Source organism: Cobetia sp. PDI-12MA (assembly GCF_059507695.1).
Genome location: NZ_CM183351.1, coordinates 2,127,246 through 2,150,831 on the forward strand (window position 1 = coordinate 2,127,246; position 23,586 = coordinate 2,150,831).

General features: G+C 61.8%; 20 protein-coding genes. 15 read left to right on the forward strand and 5 right to left on the reverse strand.

Annotated elements, in window-relative coordinates; translation table 11 throughout:
* Positions 1-73 precede the first annotated feature (73 nt).
* The 4 genes from AC5WNI_RS09140 (at position 74) to AC5WNI_RS09155 (ending at position 3,958) form a co-directional block, all read left to right on the forward strand.
* Entirely contained in the window at positions 74-727 is a 654-nt protein-coding gene (locus AC5WNI_RS09140; RefSeq protein ID WP_175088843.1) for a DsbA family oxidoreductase, read from the forward strand.
* Between the two features lie 204 nt (positions 728-931).
* Positions 932-1,867, forward strand: a complete 936-nt coding sequence (rihA, locus tag AC5WNI_RS09145; RefSeq protein WP_175088844.1) for a pyrimidine-specific ribonucleoside hydrolase RihA — start codon at positions 932-934, stop codon at positions 1,865-1,867.
* Positions 1,868-1,883: 16 nt separating this feature from the next.
* A complete protein-coding gene (gene choxAB, locus AC5WNI_RS09150) occupies positions 1,884-3,563 on the forward strand; it encodes a cholesterol oxidase (RefSeq protein ID WP_175088845.1) in 1,680 nt (559 codons plus the stop codon).
* A 167-nt stretch (positions 3,564-3,730) separates the two neighbouring features.
* Complete coding sequence (locus tag AC5WNI_RS09155; protein ID WP_175088869.1) at positions 3,731-3,958, forward strand: glutaredoxin family protein; 228 nt, start codon at positions 3,731-3,733, stop codon at positions 3,956-3,958.
* A gap of 145 nt (positions 3,959-4,103) precedes the next feature.
* On the opposite strand, the gene AC5WNI_RS09160 is transcribed toward AC5WNI_RS09155, so the two are convergent.
* Both AC5WNI_RS09160 and AC5WNI_RS09165 read right to left on the reverse strand, forming a co-directional pair.
* Positions 4,104-4,973 carry a hypothetical protein gene (locus tag AC5WNI_RS09160; RefSeq protein WP_495928354.1) on the reverse strand — a complete coding sequence of 290 codons (870 nt, stop codon included), beginning with the start codon at positions 4,971-4,973 and terminating at the stop codon, positions 4,104-4,106.
* Positions 4,974-5,053: 80 nt separating this feature from the next.
* The gene (locus AC5WNI_RS09165; RefSeq protein ID WP_175090151.1) at positions 5,054-5,719 is read right to left on the reverse strand and encodes a GntR family transcriptional regulator; all 666 of its coding nucleotides are present in this window, start codon (positions 5,717-5,719) and stop codon (positions 5,054-5,056) included.
* A gap of 428 nt (positions 5,720-6,147) precedes the next feature.
* Here AC5WNI_RS09165 and AC5WNI_RS09170 point away from each other — a divergent pair, with 428 nt between their 5' ends.
* The 4 genes from AC5WNI_RS09170 to madM all read left to right on the forward strand — a co-directional run bounded on the left by AC5WNI_RS09170 (position 6,148) and on the right by madM (position 10,757).
* Positions 6,148-7,611 (forward strand): malonyl-CoA decarboxylase, encoded by a 1,464-nt coding sequence (locus AC5WNI_RS09170; protein WP_495929185.1) that lies wholly within the window; start codon positions 6,148-6,150, stop codon positions 7,609-7,611.
* A gap of 84 nt (positions 7,612-7,695) precedes the next feature.
* A complete protein-coding gene (locus AC5WNI_RS09175; protein WP_175090150.1) occupies positions 7,696-9,255 on the forward strand; it encodes a malonate--CoA ligase in 1,560 nt (519 codons plus the stop codon).
* Positions 9,256-9,502: 247 nt separating this feature from the next.
* Positions 9,503-9,985 (forward strand): malonate transporter subunit MadL, encoded by a 483-nt coding sequence (madL, locus tag AC5WNI_RS09180; protein ID WP_175090149.1) that lies wholly within the window; start codon positions 9,503-9,505, stop codon positions 9,983-9,985.
* Between the two features lie 10 nt (positions 9,986-9,995).
* Complete coding sequence (gene madM, locus AC5WNI_RS09185) at positions 9,996-10,757, forward strand: malonate transporter subunit MadM (RefSeq protein ID WP_175090148.1); 762 nt, start codon at positions 9,996-9,998, stop codon at positions 10,755-10,757.
* Between the two features lie 173 nt (positions 10,758-10,930).
* Here the strand turns inward: madM and AC5WNI_RS09190 are convergent, their stop codons facing one another.
* Together AC5WNI_RS09190 and AC5WNI_RS09195 are read right to left on the reverse strand one after the other, a co-directional pair.
* Positions 10,931-11,821: an alpha/beta hydrolase gene (locus AC5WNI_RS09190; protein WP_175090147.1), complete on the reverse strand. Its 891-nt coding sequence runs from the start codon at positions 11,819-11,821 to the stop codon at positions 10,931-10,933.
* A 65-nt stretch (positions 11,822-11,886) separates the two neighbouring features.
* A complete protein-coding gene (locus tag AC5WNI_RS09195; protein WP_175090146.1) occupies positions 11,887-14,058 on the reverse strand; it encodes a TonB-dependent siderophore receptor in 2,172 nt (723 codons plus the stop codon).
* A 141-nt stretch (positions 14,059-14,199) separates the two neighbouring features.
* Between AC5WNI_RS09195 and AC5WNI_RS09200 the strand changes: the two genes are divergently transcribed.
* Positions 14,200-15,213: a helix-turn-helix transcriptional regulator gene (locus tag AC5WNI_RS09200; RefSeq protein WP_175090145.1), complete on the forward strand. Its 1,014-nt coding sequence runs from the start codon at positions 14,200-14,202 to the stop codon at positions 15,211-15,213.
* A 46-nt stretch (positions 15,214-15,259) separates the two neighbouring features.
* On the opposite strand, the gene AC5WNI_RS09205 is transcribed toward AC5WNI_RS09200, so the two are convergent.
* The gene (locus tag AC5WNI_RS09205) at positions 15,260-15,964 is read right to left on the reverse strand and encodes an alpha/beta fold hydrolase (protein WP_217485894.1); all 705 of its coding nucleotides are present in this window, start codon (positions 15,962-15,964) and stop codon (positions 15,260-15,262) included.
* A gap of 359 nt (positions 15,965-16,323) precedes the next feature.
* Between AC5WNI_RS09205 and AC5WNI_RS09210 the strand changes: the two genes are divergently transcribed.
* From AC5WNI_RS09210 to AC5WNI_RS09235, 6 genes are all read left to right on the forward strand, one after another.
* Positions 16,324-17,631, forward strand: coding sequence for an O-acetylhomoserine aminocarboxypropyltransferase/cysteine synthase family protein (locus AC5WNI_RS09210; RefSeq protein WP_175090161.1), 1,308 nt, complete (start codon positions 16,324-16,326; stop codon positions 17,629-17,631).
* A 352-nt stretch (positions 17,632-17,983) separates the two neighbouring features.
* Positions 17,984-18,976, forward strand: coding sequence for a TRAP transporter substrate-binding protein (locus AC5WNI_RS09215; RefSeq protein WP_175090143.1), 993 nt, complete (start codon positions 17,984-17,986; stop codon positions 18,974-18,976).
* A gap of 2 nt (positions 18,977-18,978) precedes the next feature.
* Complete coding sequence (locus AC5WNI_RS09220; protein WP_254627136.1) at positions 18,979-19,572, forward strand: TRAP transporter small permease; 594 nt, start codon at positions 18,979-18,981, stop codon at positions 19,570-19,572.
* Positions 19,569-20,858, forward strand: coding sequence for a TRAP transporter large permease (locus AC5WNI_RS09225; RefSeq protein WP_175090142.1), 1,290 nt, complete (start codon positions 19,569-19,571; stop codon positions 20,856-20,858). The genes AC5WNI_RS09220 and AC5WNI_RS09225 overlap by 4 nt, the downstream gene beginning before the upstream one ends.
* Positions 20,859-20,861: 3 nt before the next feature.
* On the forward strand, positions 20,862-21,683 hold the full coding sequence (locus AC5WNI_RS09230) for an aldolase/citrate lyase family protein (RefSeq protein ID WP_175090141.1): 822 nt from the start codon (positions 20,862-20,864) through the stop codon (positions 21,681-21,683).
* Positions 21,684-21,851: 168 nt separating this feature from the next.
* The gene (locus tag AC5WNI_RS09235; protein WP_175090140.1) at positions 21,852-23,585 is read left to right on the forward strand and encodes a thiamine pyrophosphate-binding protein; all 1,734 of its coding nucleotides are present in this window, start codon (positions 21,852-21,854) and stop codon (positions 23,583-23,585) included.
* Position 23,586 lies beyond the last annotated feature (1 nt).

The following is a 23,586-nucleotide window of genomic DNA, read 5'->3' on the forward strand; positions in this document are numbered from 1 at the left end:
TCATTTCGACGTGCTCTCACAGCGCCCTTCACGCTGTATTGAAGAGCGCATGAGAGATCAGCAGGAGAACCCCATGTCACAGCTCGATATCCAGGTCGCCTACGATGTGGTCTGCCCCTGGTGCTGGATCGGCAAGCGCCATCTTGATGACGCCATCGCGCAACTCGACTTCAAGGATGAGGTGCGCGTCAGCTACCTGCCCTTCCAGCTCAATCCGTGGGTGCCACGTGAAGGCATGGCGCGCGCCGACTATCGCGCGCAGAAGTTCGGCAGTGTCGAGCGTGGCGCGGAGCTGGATGCGCAGGTGGCACAGTCCGGCGCGCAGAGCGGCGTCACCTTCCGTCATGCCCTGATGAAGCGCACGCCCAACTCCACGGACGCCCAGCGCATCGTCTGGCGCCAGCAATCCACGGGCCTGGCGGAGCGCCCGTTGCTGGAAGCGCTGTTCAGCGCCTACTTCCACGATGGCAAGGACGTGGGCGACCGCCAGGTGCTGGCAGAGATCGCAAGCCAGCACGATGAGAATCTGAGCGTCGAACAGGCGCTGGCCTTCCTCGAATCCGGCGAGGGCGAGCAGGAAGTCGTCGCCCAGCAGGAAGCGCTGCGCAACGCCGGTATCCAGTCGGTGCCCAGCACCATCGTCGGTCAGTACTACGTGCCCGGCGCCCAGCCGGTGGAAGTGCTGGTGCAGATGCTCAATGAGGCGCGTGCCCAGCAGACGGATTGATCTGCCACGCACTGTCACCAAGCACTGACACCAAGCACTGACACCAAGCGCTGACACCAAGCGCTGACACCAAGCGCGAATGCCATGAACGGACAGACGACACGCCCTTCGCAAGGATGGCGTGTCGTTTTGCGTTCAGGCATAAAGGAAAGGCTGATTGAGGCAAGTCACGACAACAATACGACTCACGACAAGGACTGCTGCATGCCGCGCCCCATCATTCTCGATTGTGATCCCGGCCACGACGATGCCATCTCGCTGATTCTGGCCCTGAGTTCAGAGGCGCTCGACGTACTGGCCGTCACCACCAGTGCCGGCAACCAGACGCCTGACAAGACCCTCAACAATGCGCTGCGCGTGCTCACCCTGCTGGGACGGCATGACATTCCGGTCGCCGGTGGCGCGCCCAAGCCGCTGGCGCGTGAGCTGATCATCGCCGACAACGTGCATGGGGAAAGTGGCCTGGATGGCCCCAAGCTGCCGGACCCCGCCTTCGCTCCCGTCACCCAGAGCGCCATCGAGCTGATGGCCGAGAAGGTCCGTGCCTGTGAGCAGAAGGTCACGCTGGTGCCCTCCGGCCCGCTGACCAATATCGCGCTGTTTCTCTCAGCCCATCCGGAGCTTCACCACAAGATCGACAGCATCGTGCTGATGGGGGGCGCGGCAGGTGTCGGCAACTGGACCCCCGCCGCCGAGTTCAACATCTTCGTCGACCCCGAAGCCGCCGACATGGTGTTCAAGTCCGGGCTGCCCATCGTGATGTGCGGGCTGGATGTCACCCATCAGGCGCAGATCATGGATGAGGACATCGAGCGTATCCGCGCCATCGACAATCCCGTCGCCCAGTGTGTCGCCGAGCTGCTCGACTTCTTCATGATCTACCACCGTGACCCCAAGTGGGGCTTCAGCGGTGCGCCATTGCATGACCCCTGCACCATCGCCTGGCTGCTGAAGCCTGAGCTGTTCACCGCTGTCGATTGCTGGGTCGGGGTCGAGACACAGGGCGAGCATACCCAGGGCATGACGGTGGTCGACCGTTACCAGCTCACCGGCAAGCCGCACAATGCCAGGGTATTGTTCGATATTGACCGCCAGGGTTTCGTTGACCTGATCGCGCAGCAACTCAAGCGCTATCAATGACTACCGATGACTATCGATGACTACCGCTGATCGCCACGCCAGTGCCACTGCGCCACAAGAGCACGACCACGGCCACGACCACGACTACCTGATCGTGGGCTCGGGCTTTGGCGGCTCGGTGTGCGCGCATCGCCTGACCGAGAAAGGCTATCGCGTGGCGGTCATGGAACAGGGCAAGCGCTGGACGCCGGACAACATGCCCCGCTCCAACTGGCGTCTTCGCCGCTGGCTGTGGCGACCGATGCTGGGGCTGCGCGGCTTCTTCACCATGAGCTTCTTCCGCCATGTCATCGTGCTGCACGGCAACGCGGTGGGTGGCGGCTCCATCACCTATGCGCAGACACTGCTGGTGCCGCCTGCAAGGATCTGGGACAACGGCCAATGGGCAGGACTCAATGACTGGCATGCGGTGATGCCAGAGCACTACGCCACGGCGCAGCGGATGCTCGGCGTGACGACCAACCGGATCATCGCGCCGGCGGATGACGCCCTGAAACGCATGGCGGAAGTCGCCGGCTGCGAAGACACCTGGTACCCCACCGAGGTCGGCATCTTCTTCGGCCCCGAGGGCGAAAGCGGCACGCCTGCCGCCGGTAGCACCCATCCAGACCCCTATTTCGCTGGCGAAGGGCCTGAACGAAAAAGCTGTATCGGCTGTGGCGGCTGCATGATGGGCTGCCGTCATGGCGCCAAGAACACACTCGACAGAAACTATCTCTATCTGGCCGAGAAGCACGGCGCCAAGGTGCACGCCGAGACCAAGGTGATCGATGTCGTACCGCTCAATGGCAAGGCGGATGGTGCCGATGGCTATGTGGTAACGACGGTGCCCTCCACCTTCGCCGGGCTCTATCTTGGGCTGGGACAGCGCCGTGTCACCTGTCAGTCCATCGTCTTCGCAGGCTCGTCGCTCGGCACCCAGGAGTTGCTGTTCCACCTCAGGGACAAGGGCTCATTGCCGAACCTCTCGGACGCGCTGGGCAAGCGGGTGCGCACCAATGCGGAGTCCTTGATCAGCTGCCGCATGCCGGGAAGTCACGATGACATGTCCAAGGGCATCGCCATCGGCTCCGGCATCCATATCGATGAGCACACCCATATCGAAGCCACGCGCTATCCCGCGGGCTCCGATTTCATGGGGCTGCTCTTCACCGCGATGGCTAGGGGCAAGCCCGGCTGGACACGCCCTTTTTCCTGGCTGAGCGCGATGGCGAAGCTCTTCCTCGCCAATCCACTGCGCGCGCTGAGATTCCAGCTGCCGTGGGGCTTCGCGAAGGAGACCATCATCTTTCTGTGCATGCAGACGGCGGAGGGCCACCTCGACATGACGCTCAAACGCCTGTGGTACTGGCCATTTCGCAAGGCGCTGGTCACCGAGGGCAAGCGCATTCCCACCTTCATCCCCGAGGCGAATGACTTCGTCACGCGTGGCGCCAAGGCCATCGGCGCCATCCCCGGCAGCAGCATCCCCGAGATACTCTTCAACATCCCCACCACGGCGCACTGCATGGGCGGCGCGGCCATGGCGGCCTCCCCCGAGGACGGCGTCTGCGATGGGCAAAACCGGGTCTTTCATTACCGCAACATGCTGATCTGCGACAGCTCGATGCTCGCCGCCAATCTGGGCGTCAATCCCAGCCTGACCATCACGGCACTGGCGGAACATGCGATGAGCCATATCCCGCGCAAGGGCTGATTTTCAGGGTGCGCAATGTGGGGAGCTGATAAGGGAGGTGCTGGGATAGAGAGTGCTGGTGTAGAGAGAAAGCGACGGCTGGTATGATTGCCCGCCAGCGCCTCAGGCCAGCAACTCAGGCCACGTGCCTACAACACGCGGGATCGATCAACACGGGAGCAACAGCAATGAAACGGGTGTCACTCTTCACCATGGCAAACTGCCCGCACTGCAAGACAGCCAAGCAGTATCTGGAGCAACAGAAGATCGGCTTCCGCCTGGTGGATGTCAGATCCCCCGCGGGCCAAAAGGAATTCGCCAAGACCGGCTTTCGCAGCGTGCCGGTCCTGAAGATCGGCGATCAGTACCTGAAGGGGTTCAGCGTCAAAGGCTTCAATCAGTTGTATAAGGGTTGAGTGAATAGTTTATAGCGGAAGAGCACTCTCTACATACAAGTCAACAATCTGAATAATCGCCTCCTAAAAGGCGACACCAACTCATCTAACTATTAGTAAAAATTAAACTATAAAAAGAATATTTGAAATCAGAAACCCAATACTATTATATACTTTTTATTTTGACCTTGAGATTTGCAAATGCTCCTCTACCTTTATCTACTTCTCCTGAATGTGCATAAGTCTTCGACCATGCAGCAACCATGTCTAAGTACTCTTGCCTAGCCCTGAGTAATGTCTTTACCTCAAGATCATCAAACATGGCTTCAGTACCTAGAAATATACAGCTATCATCACGAAAAGGGTGAACTATTCCAAAAGAACTCCAAGATACTAACAAAGACCACATTCTTATTAAGACTGAAATATCCCTATCTATATCTTCCCATACAACTTTTGGAGTAGCTTCATTATGCGAAACAAATTTATTGCGGAACAACATAGCCTTAGACTTGTCGTTAGTAAACAACCCCGTCTTAACACTTAAGCATCCATTGATATAGTCAGTCTCTTGCTTTAAACAAGCTCCATCCTCTAGCATAATCGGGGAGATCAATTGCCATAGTTTTCGTAATGAATTGTCTCGAGAATCTTTACTTAACAATTTCCCAAAAATAGAAAACACACCGTAAATAGCTCCTAGATACCATTGTGCAAAGAAAGCACTTTCTTCAAAAGCATTTCTTTTAGTTTCTACTCTCTGCAAAGCATATATCATGGCTCTCCACTCAATCATCTCAATTATCAATTCATCAATCCCCTGAGGGAGAAGACCATCAACATAGTCTTGATTAACACTTAACTCCTTAAATTTTTCGAGCTCCTCAGCCCACAGCTCTCTAGATTCTTCAGTACAAGCTTCATTGACCTTATCTCTACAGTCACTTATCACACCTTCAAGTTCCTTTTTATTCAGTAACCTATTCGTTTTTAGAACAACATACTCTTTCGCCTCAGAGCTGTTATTGAATATCATATAGAATCCCTGAAATATCAAAATGAGTAAGATTTAAACTGTATAAAAATAAAGCAAAAGCTTACGTAAGTTAAAGTTAATTACCCAACTTCATGCAAACGCTCAAAATTCGCCACCAGGTCCGTAAACCTCTCCCCCTGGATATGCACGTGATCCTTCAGCGCCTGCTCGGCAGCAGCAGCATCGCCGGCTTCGATGGCGGCGACGATGGCTTCGTGTTCAGCGTAGGAGCTGTGCATGCGGTGGCGGACGTGAAGTTGCAGGCGGCGGTAAGGCTTGAGGATGGCGTGCAGGCGCGTGGCTTCTTCGGTGAGGAAGGCATTGTGGCTGGCGCGGTAGAGACAGTGATGAAAGAGGCCGTTCTCGTAGTAGTAGCCATTGGCGTCGTCGGCTTCCAGGCGTTCACGGCAGGCGGCGTGGGCGTCCTTGAGTTCAGAAAGTTCCTGCGGGGTGATGCGTCGCGCGGCGAGTCGGCCACACATGGCTTCCAGTTCCGCCATGACTTCAAAGCGTTCCACCAGCTCCGACACCCCTAGCTGCGTCACGAAGGTGCCGCGCTTGGGCACTACCTTCACCATGCCGGAGGCGGCGAGCTGCTGCAGCGCCTCGCGAATCGGGGTGCGGGAACACTGATACTCGCGGCCCAGCGCTTCGGGATCGAGCTTGGTGCCCGGCGGGAAGCGCCCTTCGACGATGGCGTCTTCCAGCAGGTCTCGCAGGCGTTGCGCATGAGACATCTTGATCATCATCGGCGTCCTTGTGCTGTGGCCTGGCGGCTGTTCTCGTTGAAGCGGTCTTGATGGGGCATCGCTTGTCAGTCGCTGTGGCCTTGTCAGTCACCATGAACGTGTCAGCAGCGGTGATTCTGAAAGCGACCTTCTTATTGTTGCGCCTTTGCTTTTAAAGAAGAAATCGATTCACCGCTGTCACGCCCACCACCACGCGCTTCAGGCTTTGCTCCCTGCCCTCATTGAACAGGGGATGCGGCCGCACAGGAAACTGACTTTAGTCGTGTCTGGCATGCCAAGACTTGACGCTAACACATCAGACGCCTATCTGTTGTATACAACAAGACGAAGCCAAATATTCAAGTCTCAGACGCCATACTGAGCAATGGACAGGAATCAGCCACCACAGCTTCGCGTCTCGCGCCTTGAGGAAGACCGCTATGAACATAAATCTGAGTTTTCTGCAGGACCTGCTGACCCACGTCGGCCAGCGTGCCCGCCAGCAGGTCGGCCTCTCGCCCGGCGCCGGCAATGAAGACACTGCCCTCGCCCGCCTGACCGAGAGCTGCCACAACCTCACCGAGAGCAGCGGTGAAGCCTCACGCATCATGATGGCCCAGCGTGCGCTGGAGGATTATCAGCAGCTGGACCACGAACAGCGCCTCGCCTTCTTCCGCGTGCTGGCCGAGCACTACGCCGCCGATGAAGGCCGCATTCACGCCGCCTACGCCGCCTATCGCGACTCCCCGGACAACGCCAATCTCAGTGCACTGTTCGACGCCAGCGAACCCAGGCGCCAATCGCTGCTGCGCCGTCTGAACCTGTGCCCCGGCGGCACCTATGAAATCGTGCGCATGCGCGCCGACCTGCTCAAGCTCATCAAGCAGCACCCGGAGCTCAAGCCGCTGGATGCCGACTTCGCGCATCTGTTTGCCTCCTGGTTCAATCGTGGCTTCCTGATGCTGGAGGCCATCGACTGGAACACCCCCGCCGCGGTACTGGAGAAGATCATCCGCTACGAGGCAGTGCATGCCATACAGGACTGGAGCGACCTGCGCGGCCGTCTCGATCCCGAGGACCGCCGCTGCTACGCCTTCTTCCACCCGGCCATCGGCGACGAGCCGCTGATCTTCGTTGAAGTGGCGCTGTGCAAGGGCGTGCCCAACAACATCCAGCATCTGCTCGCCAACAGCGGCCAGACCACCGAACGCGAGGCGGACACCGCCGTCTTCTACAGCATCAGCAATTGCCAGAAGGGCCTGAAAGGCATCTCGTTCGGCAATTTCCTGATCAAGCAGGTGGTGCAGGAGCTGCAACGCGAACTGCCCAACCTCAGCCGCTTCGTCACTCTCTCGCCGGTGCCAGGCTTCAGTCCGTGGCTGGCCCGTGCACGTGATGACGAAGGCCTGGAAGTCTCCGACCTGCTGGCCCATCACCTTGAGCACGATGACTGGATGAATGACGAGGAGGCCCAGCAGAAGATGGCGCCGGAACTGCGCGCCCTCGCCGCCCACTATCTGGTCAACGTCAAGCACCGCAGCGGCCAGCCGATGGACCCGGTCGCCCGCTTCCACCTCGGCAACGGTGCCAGCCTGCATCGCCTCAACTGGCCCGGCGATACCTCGCCCAATGGCCGCCAGCAAGCCCACGGCCTGATGGTGAATTACCTCTACGAGCCGCACCGCATCGAGCAGAACCACGAGGCCTTCAGCCGCAACGACAGCGTGGTGTGCAGCAGCGAGGTCAAGAAGGAGTCGAAAGCCAACAAGGAGCTGGCCAGGGCGCCGAAGCGCGAAGCCAGAAAGGAAAGCGATTCCTTGCCACCCAAAACAGACGAGCAGCCGCCCGCGCCGAAGTCGGCTGCTGATGCCAATGACAGCAAGCCAGCGCCTGAGTCTTTGGAAGAATGAGCCGCTCGAAAAATGATTCGCCCGTCAGGCACGCCGCCTGCCGGAGCACGCCTCACTACAACAACAACGCCATTGGAGCCAACGATGCCTCACGCCGACAACGACAACCTCTATCTGCAATTCGCGCGCAACTTCGATGAGCGCCCGGATGCCACCCTCCTCGACACCGTCGAAGGCCACGGCTACACCTTCGCCGAGGCACGCACCGCCGCCGGCCAGATGGCCACTGCCCTGCGCGAGCTGGGCGTGGCACCGGGCGACCGCGTCGCGGTGCAGATCGACAAGAGCTGCGAGACGGTCATCCTGTATCTGGCCTGCCTGCAGGTCGGTGCGGTCTATCTGCCGCTGAATACCGCCTATACCGGCGAGGAAATCCGCTACTTCCTGGGCGACGCCGGTCCGCACCTGTATGTCTGCCAGCCCAGGGTGCTGGAGACGGCGCGCGCACTGGGCAAGGAATGTGGTGTGCCGCGTGTTGAGAGTCTGGGCACCGAGCAGGACGGCAGTCTGATGGAGCAAGCGCGCCAGTGCAGCGCAAGCAGTGAAATCGAGCCGCGCGCCGCCGATGATCTCGCCGCCATCCTCTATACCTCCGGCACCACCGGGCGCAGCAAGGGCGCTATGCTGACCCACGCCAATCTGGCCTCCAACTGCCAGGCGCTGGCCGAGACCTGGCGCTTCACTGCCGATGACCATCTGATCCATGCCCTGCCCATCTTCCACACCCACGGCCTGTTCGTAGCCTGCAACATCGTGCTGACGGTGGGCGCCTCGATGACCTTCCTGCCGAAGTTCGATGCCGAGCAGATTCTGGACCTGATGCCGCGCGCCAGCGTGCTGATGGGCGTGCCAACCTTCTACACCCGCCTGCTGGAGTCCGAGCGCCTCAATCGCGAGACGACCGCCGGCATGCGTCTGTTCGTCTCCGGTTCCGCACCGCTGCTCAGCGAGACCCACAGCGAATTCAGCGCACGCACCGGCCACGCGATTCTCGAACGCTACGGCATGACCGAGACCAACATGAACACCTCCAACCCCTACGATGGCGAACGCCGTCCGGGCACGGTGGGCATGGCGCTGCCCGGCAGCGAAGTCCGCATCACCGACCGCGAGACAGGTGCCATCCTGCCGCGTGGCGAGACAGGCCTGATCGAGGTGCGCGGTGCCAATGTCTTCAAGGGCTACTGGAAGATGCCGGAAAAGACCGCCAGCGAATTCCGCGAGGATGGCTTCTTCATCACCGGCGATCTCGGCCATATCGATGCCGATGGCTATCTGTGCATCAGCGGTCGCGACAAGGACCTGATCATCTCCGGCGGCTACAACATCTACCCGAAGGAGGTGGAGCTGCTGATCGATGACATGCCCGGCGTCAACGAATCGGCGGTGTTCGGCGTACCGCATCCAGACTTCGGCGAAGGTGTCTGTGCAGTGGTGGTCATGCAGGCCGGCCACCAGGGCAGTCTCGATGAAGCAGCGGTGCTCGCCGCCCTCAGCGACACGCTGGCCCGCTACAAGCAGCCCAAGCGCGTATTCTTCATCGACAGCCTGCCACGCAACGTGATGGGCAAGGTGCAGAAGAAACAGCTGCGCGAGGAGTATGCGGAGCTGTTCGCCCCTGAGCCGGCCCGTTCACACGGCTGAGCCACCCCTGACAGGCCTGATACTCGATACATTCGTGCCATCGGCATGGCGTGACGCCATTACGTCATGCCGGTGGACTCACTCACCCTCAAGCCCAGCCAAGGACAGACAAAGGACGCGCAATAGTCAGACACAAGACACTCAACGCCAGGCCAGCCAACCTGGATAAAGAGACAAGTCGGATAGACGACAAGACGCCACACTGATTCACCACCACTTAACCACAACAACAAGAAGGTATTACGCCATGGTGATCTACGGAGTTGCCCTGCTCGCAGGGTGCATGATGGCCGGTCTCGTGATCGGGGACCTGCTCGGAGAAATGCTCAATATCGATTCCAATCTCGGCGGTGTCGGCATCGCCATGCTGCTGCTCATCTTCATCACCGGCGTGCTGAAGGACCGCGGCAAGATGGCCGACAGCACCGCCAGCGGCATCAATTTCTGGAACGCGATGTACATCCCCATCGTGGTCGCGATGGCCGCCAGCCAGAACGTGGTCGCGGCCTTCAGTGGTGGCATGGTCGCGCTGGTCGCGGGCGTGCTGGCCGTGGTGCTGGGGCTGGCCCTCGTGCCGCTGCTGACCGGCAAGCGCCCCGAGAATGCGCTGGAAGATGACCCGCTGGCCGGCGAGACCCGCTACACGCCGACCAGAACCTCAGTGACGACGGGTGCCCCGGTGCTGGACCGCAACCGCCACGCTTCCTCCACGCCTGCGCACAAACTCTGAGGGCTGAACCATGATCGATTCACTCGTCCAACTGTTCGACAAGTATCATCTGGTCGCTGCCTTCGCCGTGATCGGCCTGGCGATGTATGTCGCCTACTGGATCAGCAACAATCTGACCCACGGCAAGCTGCACGGCTCCGCCATCGCCATCATCCTCGGCCTGGTGCTCGCCTATGTGGGCGGTGCGACCACCGGCGGCAGCAAGGGGCTCTCGGATGTCACGCTGTTCTCGGGGCTTGGCCTGATGGGTGGCGGCATGCTGCGCGATCTCGCGATCATCGCCACCGCCTACGGGGTCAACCTGCGCGAAATCCGTCAGACCGGCTTTCGGGGTGTCGTGGCGCTGTTCGTCGGCGTGCTGATCTCCTTCGTCGCCGGTGGTGGTGTCGCCATCGCCTTCGGCTATACCGATCCTGTCGATATCACTACTATCGGCGCGGGCGCAGTCACCTATATCGTCGGCCCGGTCACCGGGGCAACGCTCGGGGCCAGCTCCGAAGTGGTCGCGCTGTCGATTGCCGCCGGGCTGGTGAAATCAATCCTGACCATGGTGGCCACGCCGATGACGGCGCGCCTGATCGGGCTCGACAACCCCCGCTCCGCGATGATCTTCGGCGGCCTGATCGGCACCACCAGCGGCGTCGCGGCCGGTCTCGCCGCCACCGACGCCCGTCTGGTGCCCTACGGCGCGATGACGGCCACCTTCTACACCGGCCTGGGCATTCTGCTCGCCCCGACGGTGCTGTTCCTCGCGGTGCGTGCGGTGATGTAAGCATCGCTCTGACACGAGAGGCTATGACACGAACCGCTCTGAACAAGCGGCGCTGAAACAAGACGACGGCGGCATCAGTCAGGACGCTACATGTCCCATGCTGATGCCGCCGTCGTCTTGTTACTGCCTGACTGCTTCCTTTCACATGCACGCTCTCACGCAGGCAAGCCTGATCAGCGTGCCTCCAACAACATTTCCATCACCGAGCGCGCGGCGGGCCACATCACGCTGCCATGATCTTCGCCTGCATAACGCCGCCATTGCACCTCGATCTGCGGGCAGCGCTCGCCCAGCTGGCGGGCATAGGCATGGGCGTTGTCGATCATCGCGCGCTGGACACGCAGTCTGTCCCGCTTCGGGTCATTGCGCTGTGGCTGCGGCGATTGCTCGCGTCCGCCAGCGGCAATCAATACCGGACCCGCCGCCTCGGTACAGGCAAGACGCAGCGGCCAGTTGGCCTGGTCATTTTCCTGCAGCCACCACAGCGAAGGACTGATCGCGAAGATGGCGCCGAAGGCCTCGGGCACCTTCTGCTGGGCATGGAGTGCGAACAGGCCACCAAGCGAGTGACCGACCAGCGCAGGTCGCTCGAGATCGAGCGGATAGCGTGAGGCCAGTTCAGACGGCAGAGCCTGGGTCAGATAGGCGAGAAAATCTTCACCACCGCCCGTCCCCTCAGGGGCCGTGCCGCTGGTGAGCGGTGGCGTGAAGTCCTTGTAGCGCAGCGTCGTGACGGTACCCCGCGCCACCTCTTCCTGCTCGTCAGTGCCCGCATAGCCGACCGCGACGATGGCGAGATCTGACGGCGCCTTGTCAAAGCCACGGCGACCCAGCACGTCCCGAGCCGCCGTGAAAAGGTCCAGGTAGCGATTGCCATCCAGCACCAGCAGTACCGGATAACCTCCTTGAGGCGGCGCGGCCTGCGGCAGCGCCACCTGGATCAGATAATCGTGCCCCGTGAGACGCGAATGCTGGGTGAAAGAGGTCGTGGTGCCTGGCAGAGCATCATCAGCGGTGTGAGCCATGGCAAAGCCCGGCAAGCAGACGGTACCGGTGGTCAGCATGATGAGGCCCCAGGCCTGTCGCCGGACGAATAGCCTCACGCGTGCTCGCAATCCGAGACGCATCATCAGAACTCGTACTTCATGGTCGCGACGGCACTGGCCGGGCGTCCCACGAAGTTGAAGACACTGGCCGAACCGGCGCGCACGTAATATTCACGATCGAAGAGGTTGTAGACGTTGAGCTGGCCACTGAGTCTGGGCGTGAACTGATAGCCCAGCATGGCATCGAACACGGCATAGCCCGGCGCATGGATGGTGCCCTGGGTGCTGTCGAAATCGCTCAGCGCCGTCATGCCGGCACCGACGGACACGCCATCCAGCAGGTTGCCCTCGAAGCGATACTGGGTCCACAGATTGACCATGTTGTTGGGCATCAGCATCAGCAACGCATCGGAGCTGCCGGCTTCCAGAACCTCGGAGTCCATGTAGGTGTAGCCGAAGATGACATCCCACTGCGGCGTGATGTTGCCGGCCAGTTCAAGCTCGGCGCCGGTGATGCGCATCTTGCCGGAATCCACCGAGTAACTGACGCTTCCGTCGGTCGAGGATGCCGCGCGGTGGCTGTCGGTCAGCTGGAAGCCGCTGATGCGTGCATTCAGCGCACCATCCAGATAGCTGCCCTTGATCCCGATCTCGTATTGCTCGCCTTCGCGCGGGTCGATCAGATTGCCATCTTCGTCTTCACTGGTCTGCGGCTCGAAGACCTTGGAATAGCTGGCGTAGATAGAGTGGTCGGCATCCAGGTCATACACGAGTCCGCCATAGGGCGTGAACGCGGTGTCCTGCATGTCGCTGCTGCCGCCGTTGAGCTTGTCTTCGGTCTCGGCCGAGAACTGGCTGACGCGCGCACCCACTATCACTGCCAGCGGTGCCACGGGACGCAGTGTCACCTTGCCGTAAAGGCTCTGCTCTTCCAGGGTGGTCTCGGTGCGCGACAGGCTGTAACCGCTCACGCCATCACGGGCATTGCCGAGTATGTCGACATAGGCGAGGTTGTTCAGCTCGCTGATGCTGGCGCCAGAGCCGGTCAGGTTGCTGGTGCGCGCTGCGGTGGTGTCCGATTCCGATGTCTTGTAATCGACCCCGACCACGAATTCGTTCTGGTTGCCGAAGGCATCGAAGCCCTGGGTATAGCTGGCATCCACGCTCACCGAGGTCTCATCGGTGAAACCGGCATAACCCGCGACACTGCTCAAGTCGCCGGTATCGCTCAGTGCCGAGCCGCTGTAGGCGTATTCATAATCCGCATTGCGGTCACTGTAACGCGCCGCCAGCCGGCCATAGCCGCGTGAGCTGAAGCGATGGGTCAGCTCGGCGATCACATCGGTGGAATCACTCTCGAAGCTGTTCCAGTCCGCGCCGTAGAATGCCGAACGGCGGCCATAGGTGAAGTTGTTGTCTCCATCCACCGGCTGACCCTGATTGACGGTGATGTCCTTGGTGTTGTGGATCACCCCCAGTGACAGCTCGGTATTCTCATCCAGATCGATATCCAGCGCGCCATAGAAATCATTCAGGGTGTTGTCGTTGTCATCCACCCATTGCGCCTGCTCGGTGGAGCGGGTCACCAGGCGGCCGCGGATACGGCCCTGCTCATCGATGGGTCCGGAGATATCGACACTGACGCTTCGGTCTTCCAGCGTCCCGACACTGCCGCTGATGGAGCCCTGGAAGGTATCGGTCGGGCGCTTGCGCACCAGATTGATCACACCGCCCAGCTCACTGGTGCTGTTGAACAGGCCGGACGGCCCACGCATCACCTCGACCCGGTCGATGGCAGTCAGGGAAGGCACCGAGCCCGTCAGACTCGACATCGGTGCGGACAGCCCATCGATGCTGTAGGCATCGTATTCATAGCCACGCGCGAAGATCGAGGAACGACCGCTGTCATTGTTCAGCACCCGCACACCCGGCGTACGTGCCGCCAGCTGATCCAGCGTGATGAAGTTCTGGTCCTCGATGGCGTCATGGGTCACCACGCTCACCGACTGCGGAATGTCGCGCAGCGAGGCCGGTACCTTCGAGCCCACCGTGGCAGCATCAACACTGTAGCCGCCGCTCTGCTCACTGGACGCCATGTCATACAGACGCAGCCCCGTCACCCGCTGGGTATCCAGCACCATCGTCGCATCTTCCGCCTGTGCCGGCAGACTGACCAGCACCACACCTGCCCCGATCATCAGACGACGCGTGCCTGCCCCGCACAGACCGCGTCCTCGTGCATTCACCTTCTTCATCGTGTCCCCTTGCCTGTCGTGTCCTGGATCATCGCCACTAATGATAATTATTTGCATTTGATGTGCTGACGGGGCATTTTGGCACTCCAGAACGACAAAAACCTTTGCGGAACCCTCCCTGATGTTTGCAGGTGCGACAAGATGAGCCTTACCCCCCCTCCCGGCCTCGCCAGTTCTCACACCTCGGCAAGCGCACGCCACCGGATCATCGAGCTCGATCACGTGCATCGCATGGCGCGCGCGCTGACCAGCGACCACCAATGCCAACCTGCCGAGGGCCAGTCCGCTGACGGCGCCTTGATCGGCAACATGCATCTACAGGAAGCGCAGCCGGGACTGTTCATGCGCCTCAACCGCGTGCGCAAGCGAGCGGATCTGATGATTCGCTCCCGAATCGAGCCATCGCTGAAGATCGCGGTGGTGTGGCGTGGAGAGCCAGAGGTCAGTTTCGGGCCACGCTGCCATGCGCTGAAGCCGGGGCGTGCACTGTGCATCGCCCTGGACGAGCCCACTGAATTCCGACTGAACAGTCCCAAGGGAGCCCACGAACACAGCGCCATCCTGACACTGACGCCGGCCTGGCTGAAATGGCACCTGAACGTCTCACGTGCCAGTGAGGTGATGTCCCACATGCGCCATCTGGCGCATTTCCACTGGTGGCCGTCCCCTCGTCTGCTGGAACGACTGGACACCTTCAGCCGACAGCGTCCCACCTCCCCGGCACAGCGTCTGGGAATCGAATCGCTGGCGCTGGAGATGATCAGTGAATGCCTGGCGGCCGGACCCGCCCAGACGGGAGCCGGGGAAAGGCATCCTCCCCGGGAGACGGCAGACTGGAAGGAAACGCTGGAAGACTGGATCCACAACGGGGAAGTCGCCTATCAAAGTCAGGCGGAGATCGCCGCTCGTCTGGGCATGAGCGTGCGCCAGTTGCAGCGCCGCTATCGCGACGCCTACGGCCAGACCATGACGCAGGACCTGAGACGACGACAGTTGGTCCGTGCCGCTCACCTGCTTCAGGACCGCAATGTGACGGTGGAGGCCGCGGCCGAAATGGCGGGGTATCGCAGCGCCGCCAATTTCGCCACCGCCTTTCGTCGCCAGTTCGGCGTGCCACCCAGTCAGCGGCCTGTCATTGACAACGGCGCGGTGTAGGGTGAGTCGACATGCAAGGGGGACGGTCGGGGCAAGGCGCTGGATGTCAGACGCAAGCGGCAAGGAAGCGGACAAGTCGTGTCATCACTTCCTCTGGCTGTTCGCGATGCGGAACATGTCCGCAGTCGTCGAGAAGATGCAGCTCAGCACCGCGCCCCGCGTTCTCGGTCAGGCGCGCCGGCTGGGAAGCACTTCCGTACTCATCCTGCGCGCCATGGATCACCAGCAGCGGACAACGCAACGCTGCCAGAGAGGCATCGAGACACCAGTCACGGAAAGCGGGGGCCAGCCAACTATCGATCCAGGCGCTGAGCACCCACTCGGTCCTGGAGCCGTGATATCGGGCAAGTCGTGCGCGCTGGTCGGGCTCGGCAAACAGGCGTTGCGCTTCACGGATACCGCTCAGGGTCAGCTCCTCGACCATCGCCTGCGCCGCCAGGGTGATGACAGCCTGACAACGCGCATGATGTGTCGCGGCGCCGGCGATGGCCATGCCCCCGCCGACACTGTGGCCAAGCAGGATGAAGCGCTCCAGCGCGAGCCCTTCGATCACGGCCTGCAAGTCGCCGCGAGCCTCCTGCTCGATGAAATCCAGCGGCATGGGGTGATGGCGTGCCTCCGAACGGCCGAAGCCTGCCCGGTCGTAGGCGATTACCTCGCGTCCGCTACTGGCCGCCAGCGTTGCAGGAAAGCCTCGCCACAGCGTCACGCAGCCCAGTGAATCATGCAGCAGAATGATGGGCGCACGCACTGGGTGATTGTCCGGGACAGCAGGCTGCCACCGGGCCACGAACAACGCACCATACGGGCCTTGCAACCAGTTCTGCTGGCATATGATGTCTTGTGATGTCACATCCATGTCTCCTGTGCCCACCATGATGGAATCTCCGAGCTGTCGCTCTCAAGACACTGCCACAGCCCGCGCCGGGAAACGCTTAGACATCCTGATGACCCATTGCTAATGTTGGGCGTCGTCGCGGTATGCGCCCCTGTTGGTGTTGGCGGCAGATCGCAGCCGCACGATAGCAAACAGCACGAACGAAAAGCGCACGACAGAACAAGAACTTCGCCACGCTCTCGCACAAGGACACTGTCATGTCGGTTGACAACATGAAGCTGGAATCCCTCGCCCTGCATCACGGCTATACCTCGGAAGCCACCACCAAGGCCGCAGCGGTGCCGATCTACCAGACCACTTCCTACACCTTCGATGATACCCGGCACGGCGCGGATCTCTTCGACCTCAAGGTGCCGGGCAACATCTATACCCGCATCATGAACCCGACCAATGACGTGCTGGAGCAACGCATGGCCGCCGTCGAAGGCGGTATCGCGGCGCTGGCGGTGTCCTCCGGCATGGCGGCGATCACCTATGCCATCCAGGCGCTGGTACAGGTCGGCGACAACATCGTCAGCACCAGCCAGCTGTATGGCGGCACCTACAACCTCTTCGCCCATAGCCTGCCGCGTCAGGGGGTCGAGGTACGCATGGCAGCCTTCGATGATTTCGAAGGCCTCGAAGCACTGATCGACGACAGGACCCGCGCCGTCTTCTGCGAATCCATCGGCAACCCTGCCGGCAACATCGTCGATCTCGCGCGTCTGGCCGAGATCGCCCACAAACATGGCGTGCCGCTCATCGTCGACAATACCGTCGCCACGCCAGTGCTGTGTCGCGCCTTCGATCACGGCGCCGATATCGTGATCCATTCGCTGACCAAGTACATCGGCGGCCACGGGACCACCGTGGGTGGCATCATCATCGATTCCGGCAAGTTCGACTGGGTCGCCAACAAGGACCGCTTCCCGATCCTCAACGAGCCGGACCCCTCCTACCACGGCGTCGTCTACACCGAAGCCTTCGGCCCGGCTGCCTATATCGGGCGTTGCCGCGTGGTGCCGCTGCGCAATACCGGCGCGGCACTGTCACCGCAGAGTGCCTTCCTGCTGTTGCAGGGCCTGGAAACCCTCAGCCTGCGCATGGAGCGCCACTGCAGCAATGCGCTTGCACTGGCCGAATACCTTCAACAGCACCCGAGCGTCAGCTGGGTCAACTACGGTGCCCTGCCGGACAGCCCCTATCACGCCACCTGTCAGAAGATCACCGGCGGCAAGGCCTCCGGCATCATCAGTTTCGGCATCAAGACGGACGCGACAGGTGACGACAAGGCCGAAGCCGGGCGCATCGCCGGCGGCAGGTTCATCGATGCGCTGCAGATGATTCTGCGCCTGGTCAATATCGGCGATGCCAAGTCACTGGCCTGTCACCCGGCCTCCACCACTCACCGCCAGCTCAACGAGGAAGAACTGGCCAAGGCCGGCGTCTCGGCGGATCTGGTGCGCATCTCGGTGGGGATCGAGCATATCGACGACATCATCGCCGATGTCAGCCAGGCACTGGACAAGGCGGTGGCCTGACGCGGGAGCGGTTCCTAAACGACAGTCAGGCGACATTGAGACGCCAACCAGGCAGTCTCAGTCATATCTCAGCGCCCGCGAAGACTCGCTTCTTCGCGGGCGCCTTGTGTTGCGTATCCCGATGACTGCACTTCTCTCAGGTCTGCCAGACCTGCAAGTGACGACAAGAAAGATAACGGTATATATGCAGCTGAACCGTCAGATCGGCGGGACATCCAGACCCAGCATAAATCTGGTTAATACCAAGAATAAAAAATCGAAACTACCGAAATACACGAGCAGAACACACTCTTGGCTCAAGGCGCACACAGAGGCGCCTGTCACGATGATAACAACTCCAAGAGGTGTCCCGATGAAATCCGTCCAGTTGAAGCCAGCTCTGCTGACCACCGCCATCGCGGTGGCCTGCGCCTTGCCGCTGAGCGCCGCTCAGGCCCAGGATATCAAGCTCGGCCACGTGCTGGCGCCCACCCATAGCTGGAACATCGCGGCGGAAGGCTTCGCCAAGGATGTCGCCGAGGCCACTGATGGCCGCGTCAATTTCCAGGTCTTCCCCAGTGGTCAGCTCGGCAACGAGAAGACCGTCGTCGAAGGCATGCAGATCGGCAGTGTGCCAGCTGGCGTGATCGGCTGTGGCTCCTTTCAGCCGCTGGATGCCCGCTTCGGCATCGTCGAACTGCCCTACTCCTGGCCGGACCGCGAACACGCCTACGCAGCCTACGATGGCAAGCTGGGCGATGCGCTCGAGGACATCGCCGACGAGCACAACATGAAGATCCTGTCGTGGTGGGAGAACGGCTTCCGTCACGTCACCAACAACCGTGGCCCCATCACCACCCCGGAAGACCTCGCGGGTCTGAAGATTCGCGTCACGCCGGACAAGATGCGTCTGGATACCTTCACCGCGCTGGGCTCAAGCCCCGCACCGCTGTCCTTCGGTGAGCTCTACTCCGCGCTGCAGCAGGGCGTGTTCGATGCCCAGGAAAACCCGCTGGCCATCATCTATTCCTCTTCCTTCAGCGAAGTGCAGGACTACGTCTCCCTCACCGGTCACGTCTGGGCACCGGCGTGTCTGACCATGTCCAACTTCACCTGGAACCAGCTTTCCGAGCAGGATCAGGCGGCAGTGCAGAAGAGCGCCGACGAATGGCGTGACAAGCAGCGCGCGATGACCCAGAAGGATGACGCCGAACTGGTGGCCAAGCTGGAGGAGGCCGGCATGCAGGTCAACGAGGTCGATACCGCGCCCTTCAATGCCAAGGTGCAGGGTGTCTGGGCCGAGTACACCGACGTCTTCGGGCCTGAGCTGATGGGCCTGGTCGAGCAATACCGCAAGGGCGAGTGACGATGTCTTCCGCCTCTCCCTCCGTCAAGCCGCAGGCCGTGTTGTGTGCCTTGCGTACCTTGATGATCACCCTCTCACGTTGGAGCTGCCGGGGCTGTCTGGCCCTGGCTGCCAGCGGAGTCGCCGCGCTGTCGGCACTGGTGATCTGGACCGTCTTCATGCGCTGGGTCATGGGTCAGCCGCCGCACTGGGCAGAAGAGTTGCCGCAGCTGGTACTGGTATGGACCACCCTGCTGGCCGCGGTGTCCTGCACCCGCAACCGCACTCACCTGAGTGCGGGCCTGCTGCCGCTGCTGGTGCACTCGGTGCGTATCCAGCGCATCACCGGCCGCATCACTGACGCCATGATCCTGATCATGCTGCTGATGCTGGCCAAGGCAGGCATGGACCTGACCGCCATCACGATGCGCCAGACCACCACCGCGCTGCAGATTCCGGCCGGTATCGTCTATCTGTCCGTGCCGCTGTGCTGCACCGCAATGGCCCTGATCCAGCTTGAGCATCTGTTGAGCCCTTCGGCCATCGCAGCCGAGGTTCACGAGACGGATACCACTGCGTCTGACAACGCTTCATCTCGCCAAGGAGATGCCCCATGACACTCGGCGCCCTGGCTCTGCTCGGCGTCTTCGCGCTCGGCATCCTCATCGACATCCCCATCGCCTTCGCGCTGTTGATGTCGGCCCTCTTCTACCTGCTGGCCTTTGGTGCCGCGCCCATGATGGTCTCGGCGCAGCAGTTCGTGGCCGGAATGGAAAGCTTCACCCTGCTGGCGATCCCGCTGTTCGTGCTCGCCGCCCAGTTGATGAACCGCGCCGGTCTGACCGAACGCCTGGTACGCCTGTGCATGGCGATGGTCGGTGACATCCGCGGCGGCCTGGCGGTGGTCGCGGTTCTCGCCTGCATGATGTTCGGCGCGCTGTCCGGCTCCGGCGTGGCGGACGTGATCGCCATCGGCAGCATGCTGCTGCCCACCATGGCCCGCAACGGCTATGACAAGGGCTTCAGCAGTGCGCTGGTCGGTACCGCCAGCTCCATCGGCACCGTGATTCCGCCCAGCATCGTGATGATCGTCTACGGCACCACCTCCAATACCTCGGTGGGCCAGCTGTTCATGGGCGGCATCACCCCCGGACTGATGCTGACCGTCGCGCTGGTCGGCGTCGCCCTCTACCTGTCACGCAAGCATGGCTGGTCGGGTGGTGTCGCGGCCCGTGTGCCCGGCGAGCGTCGCCGTGCCCTGCTCAGCGCCATGCCGGCCCTGATGGTGCCGGTGATGATCATCGGCGGTATCCGCTTCGGGGTCTTCACGCCCACCGAAGCCGCCGCCTCCGCGATTCTCTACGCCATCATCATCGGCACCTGTGTCTATCGCAGCCTCACCTGGCGCGGCTTCCTGGACAGCGTCCGCGCGACCGCCGAGACCACCGGCGCCATCCTGCTGATCATCGGGGCGGCCGGCATGTTCGCCTGGGGCCTGACCTACGAGCAGGTGCCGCAGGCCATCGCCCAGCTGATCGGTGAATTCACCGACAGCCGCATCAGCGTCCTGCTGCTGCTGACCGCCGTGCTGCTGGTGCTGGGCTCCTTCATGGAAAGCGTGGCGATCATCATCATCGTGACGCCCATCGTGATGCCGTTGTTGGCGCAATACGGCATCAGCCCGGTGCACTTCGGGGTGCTGCTGACCGTCAATCTGGCCATCGGCGCCAACACGCCGCCATTGGGGATCGATCTGATGGCCGCCTGTCGCATTGCCGGGATAAACGTCAGCGACTCGCTGCGTCCGCTGGGCCTGATGCTGGGCGCGATGCTGACCGTGCTGATGCTGATCACCTTCATCCCGGAACTCGTGCTGTTCCTGCCCAACCTGATGGAGGGCTGAGTGATGACCACCGCCATGGACCACAAGCTTCCCCAGCGCTGGCTGTTCGTGCCGGGTGACGACGACGCCCGTCTGCAGGCCGCCCTCACCAGCGGCGCCGATGCCATCGTCGTCGATCTCGAGGAGTTCACCCCGGCCACCGGACGCAAGCTTGCCATCAGTCGCTTTGCCGACTTCGCCAGACGCGCCCGTGCCCTGAAGGTGTGGCCGTGCGTGCGTCTCAACCCGCTCACGCACGGCGGACATGACGAGCTGGCCGAACTGATCAGCACCACCCAAGGCGATTCCAGCGGGACTCCCGCCGCCATCTTCCTGCCTGCCGTCGAGCAACGCACCCAGCTGGCAGCGCTGGATGACGCCCTGGCCGAGCAGGAAGAGCTGCACGGCCTACCACGGGGCAGTCTGAAGAGCATCGCGACACTGGAAAGCCAGGCCGGACTGATGGCCGCCGAGGAACTGCTCGCCGCCGGCGATGATACGCCACGCCTGTTGGGCGCACTGATCGGTACCGGAGATCTGGCTGCGGATCTGGGCCTGATGCCCGACCAGCCTGTCGCCACCATCACCGAGACCCTCAAGCCGTGGCGCGCGCGGCTGGCGAAGGTCTGCCAGCGCCATGAACGACTGGCCATCGATGGCCCATGGCGCTGGCAACACGGGCTGGGCACCGACCAGCACTGGGCCAATCAGCAGGGGCTGCAGGCGCGTTGCGTCATCCACCCCGAACAGCTCGAGGCGCTCTATGACTTGATGCCCGCTCGCGGCGGTGACCCGATGCCCGCTCGCGGCGCTGGCCCGAGGCCCGCTGATGGGGCGGTGACCTGATGCCCGCCGACAGCACCGCGTCGCAGTTCTGAAAGGCGGCCCTGCCGAGCGCGCACCGAATTCATTGCCGCTTCAACACTAGCTGCGTCTCAACACCGATTTCTCAACATCGAATTCTCAACACTGATTTCTCAACACTGATTTCTCAACAACAACGAGAGCACTCCCATGACTCAGGCCACGAACACTTCCTCCGCTTCCACCCTGCCGCTGCGCAATGGCGGGCAGATCCTCGTCGACCAGATCCGTCTGCACGGCACCAGGCGTGTCTTCCTGGTGCCGGGCGAAAGCTACCTGCCGTGCATCGATGCGCTCAATGAGCACAAGGGCGCCATCGAGCCCATCGTCTGTCGCCAGGAAAGTGGTGCAGGCTACATGGCCGAAGCCTACGGCAAGCTGACCAACGAGCCGGGCGTATGTTTCGTTACCCGTGGCCCGGGCGCGACCAACGCCTCCATCGCCGTGCACACCGCCTATCAGGACTCCACGCCGATGATCCTGTTCATCGGTCAGGTCGGTGGTGACTTCATCGAGCGCGAAGCCTTCCAGGAAATCGATTACCGCCGCATGTTCGGCGAGATGACCAAGTGGGTCGCGCAGATCGACGACACCTCACGCATTCCGGAATACATCGCCCGTGCCTATCAGGTGGCGCGCAGCGGCCGTCCGGGGCCGGTGGTGCTGGCATTGCCCGAAGACACCCTGTGGGGCGAAGCCCAGGTCGCGGACGTCAAGCCGCACCCGCGTCTTGCCACCTACCCGGGACAGCCGCAACTGGATGAGCTCAAGCGCCTGCTCGCCAGCGCCGAGCGCCCCTTCCTGATGGTCGGTGGCAGCGGCTGGACCCGCGATGCCCAGGTCGCGCTGGAAGGCTTCGCCCAGCGTTTCGATATTCCCACCGGTGTCGCCTGGCGCCGTCTGGAGTGCGTCGATGCCGAACTGCCGCAATTCGCCGGTCACGTCGGCATGGGCATGCATGACGCACTGCGCCAGCAGCTGGTCGAGAGCGATCTGGTGATCGCCGTCGGCACCCGTATCGGCGAGGCCACCAGCGAAGGCTACAGCTGGATCCAGTCGCCGGTGCCGACCCAGAAACTGGTGCACATCTATGCAGACCCGGAAGAGCTGGGCCGCGTCTATCAGCCAACGCTGGCCATCAATACCGACGTCAACGGCTTCGCGCTGGCGCTCGCCACCCTGTCACCGGATAGCGCCCCGCGCTGGTCCAACATTACCCGCGAGGCGCGCGCCGCCTATCTGGCCACGCTGGAAGAGCAGCCGTCGCCGGGTCCGCTGAGCCTGGACAAGGTCAGCCTGACCGTCGACCGCATTCTCGATGGCAAGGGCTGCATCAGCGTCGGCGCCGGCAACTACGCGCTCTACGCCCACCGCTATGTGCGCTTCCGTGGCCTGGGCAGCTCGCTGGCCCCGACCGTCGGTTCCATGGGTTACGGCCTGCCAGCCGCCATTTCCAGCAAGCTGGAATTCCCGGAACGCCCCGCCGTCTGCTACGCCGGTGATGGCTGCTTCCAGATGAACCTGCAGGAGCTGGGCGTGGCGCTGCAATATCGTCTGGGCATCGTGGTGCTGGTGTTCAACAACGGCATGTGGGGCACCATCCGTGCCCACCAGGAAAACGACTTCCCGGGCCGCGAGATCGCGCTGACCTTCACCAACCCGGACTTCGCCGCCCTGGTCACCGCCTACGGCGGCCTGGGTCAGGTGGTGGAGAAGGACGAGGACTTCGAGGAAAGCTTCACGCGCGCGCTGGAATTTGCCGACCGCGAGCGTCTGCCGGCCCTGATCGAGCTGCGCTATGACCCGGACGGCATCGCCCCGGGCAAGCTGCTCAGCGGCATCCGTGAAGATGCTCTGACACGCAACGACAAGGGAGGTATCTGAC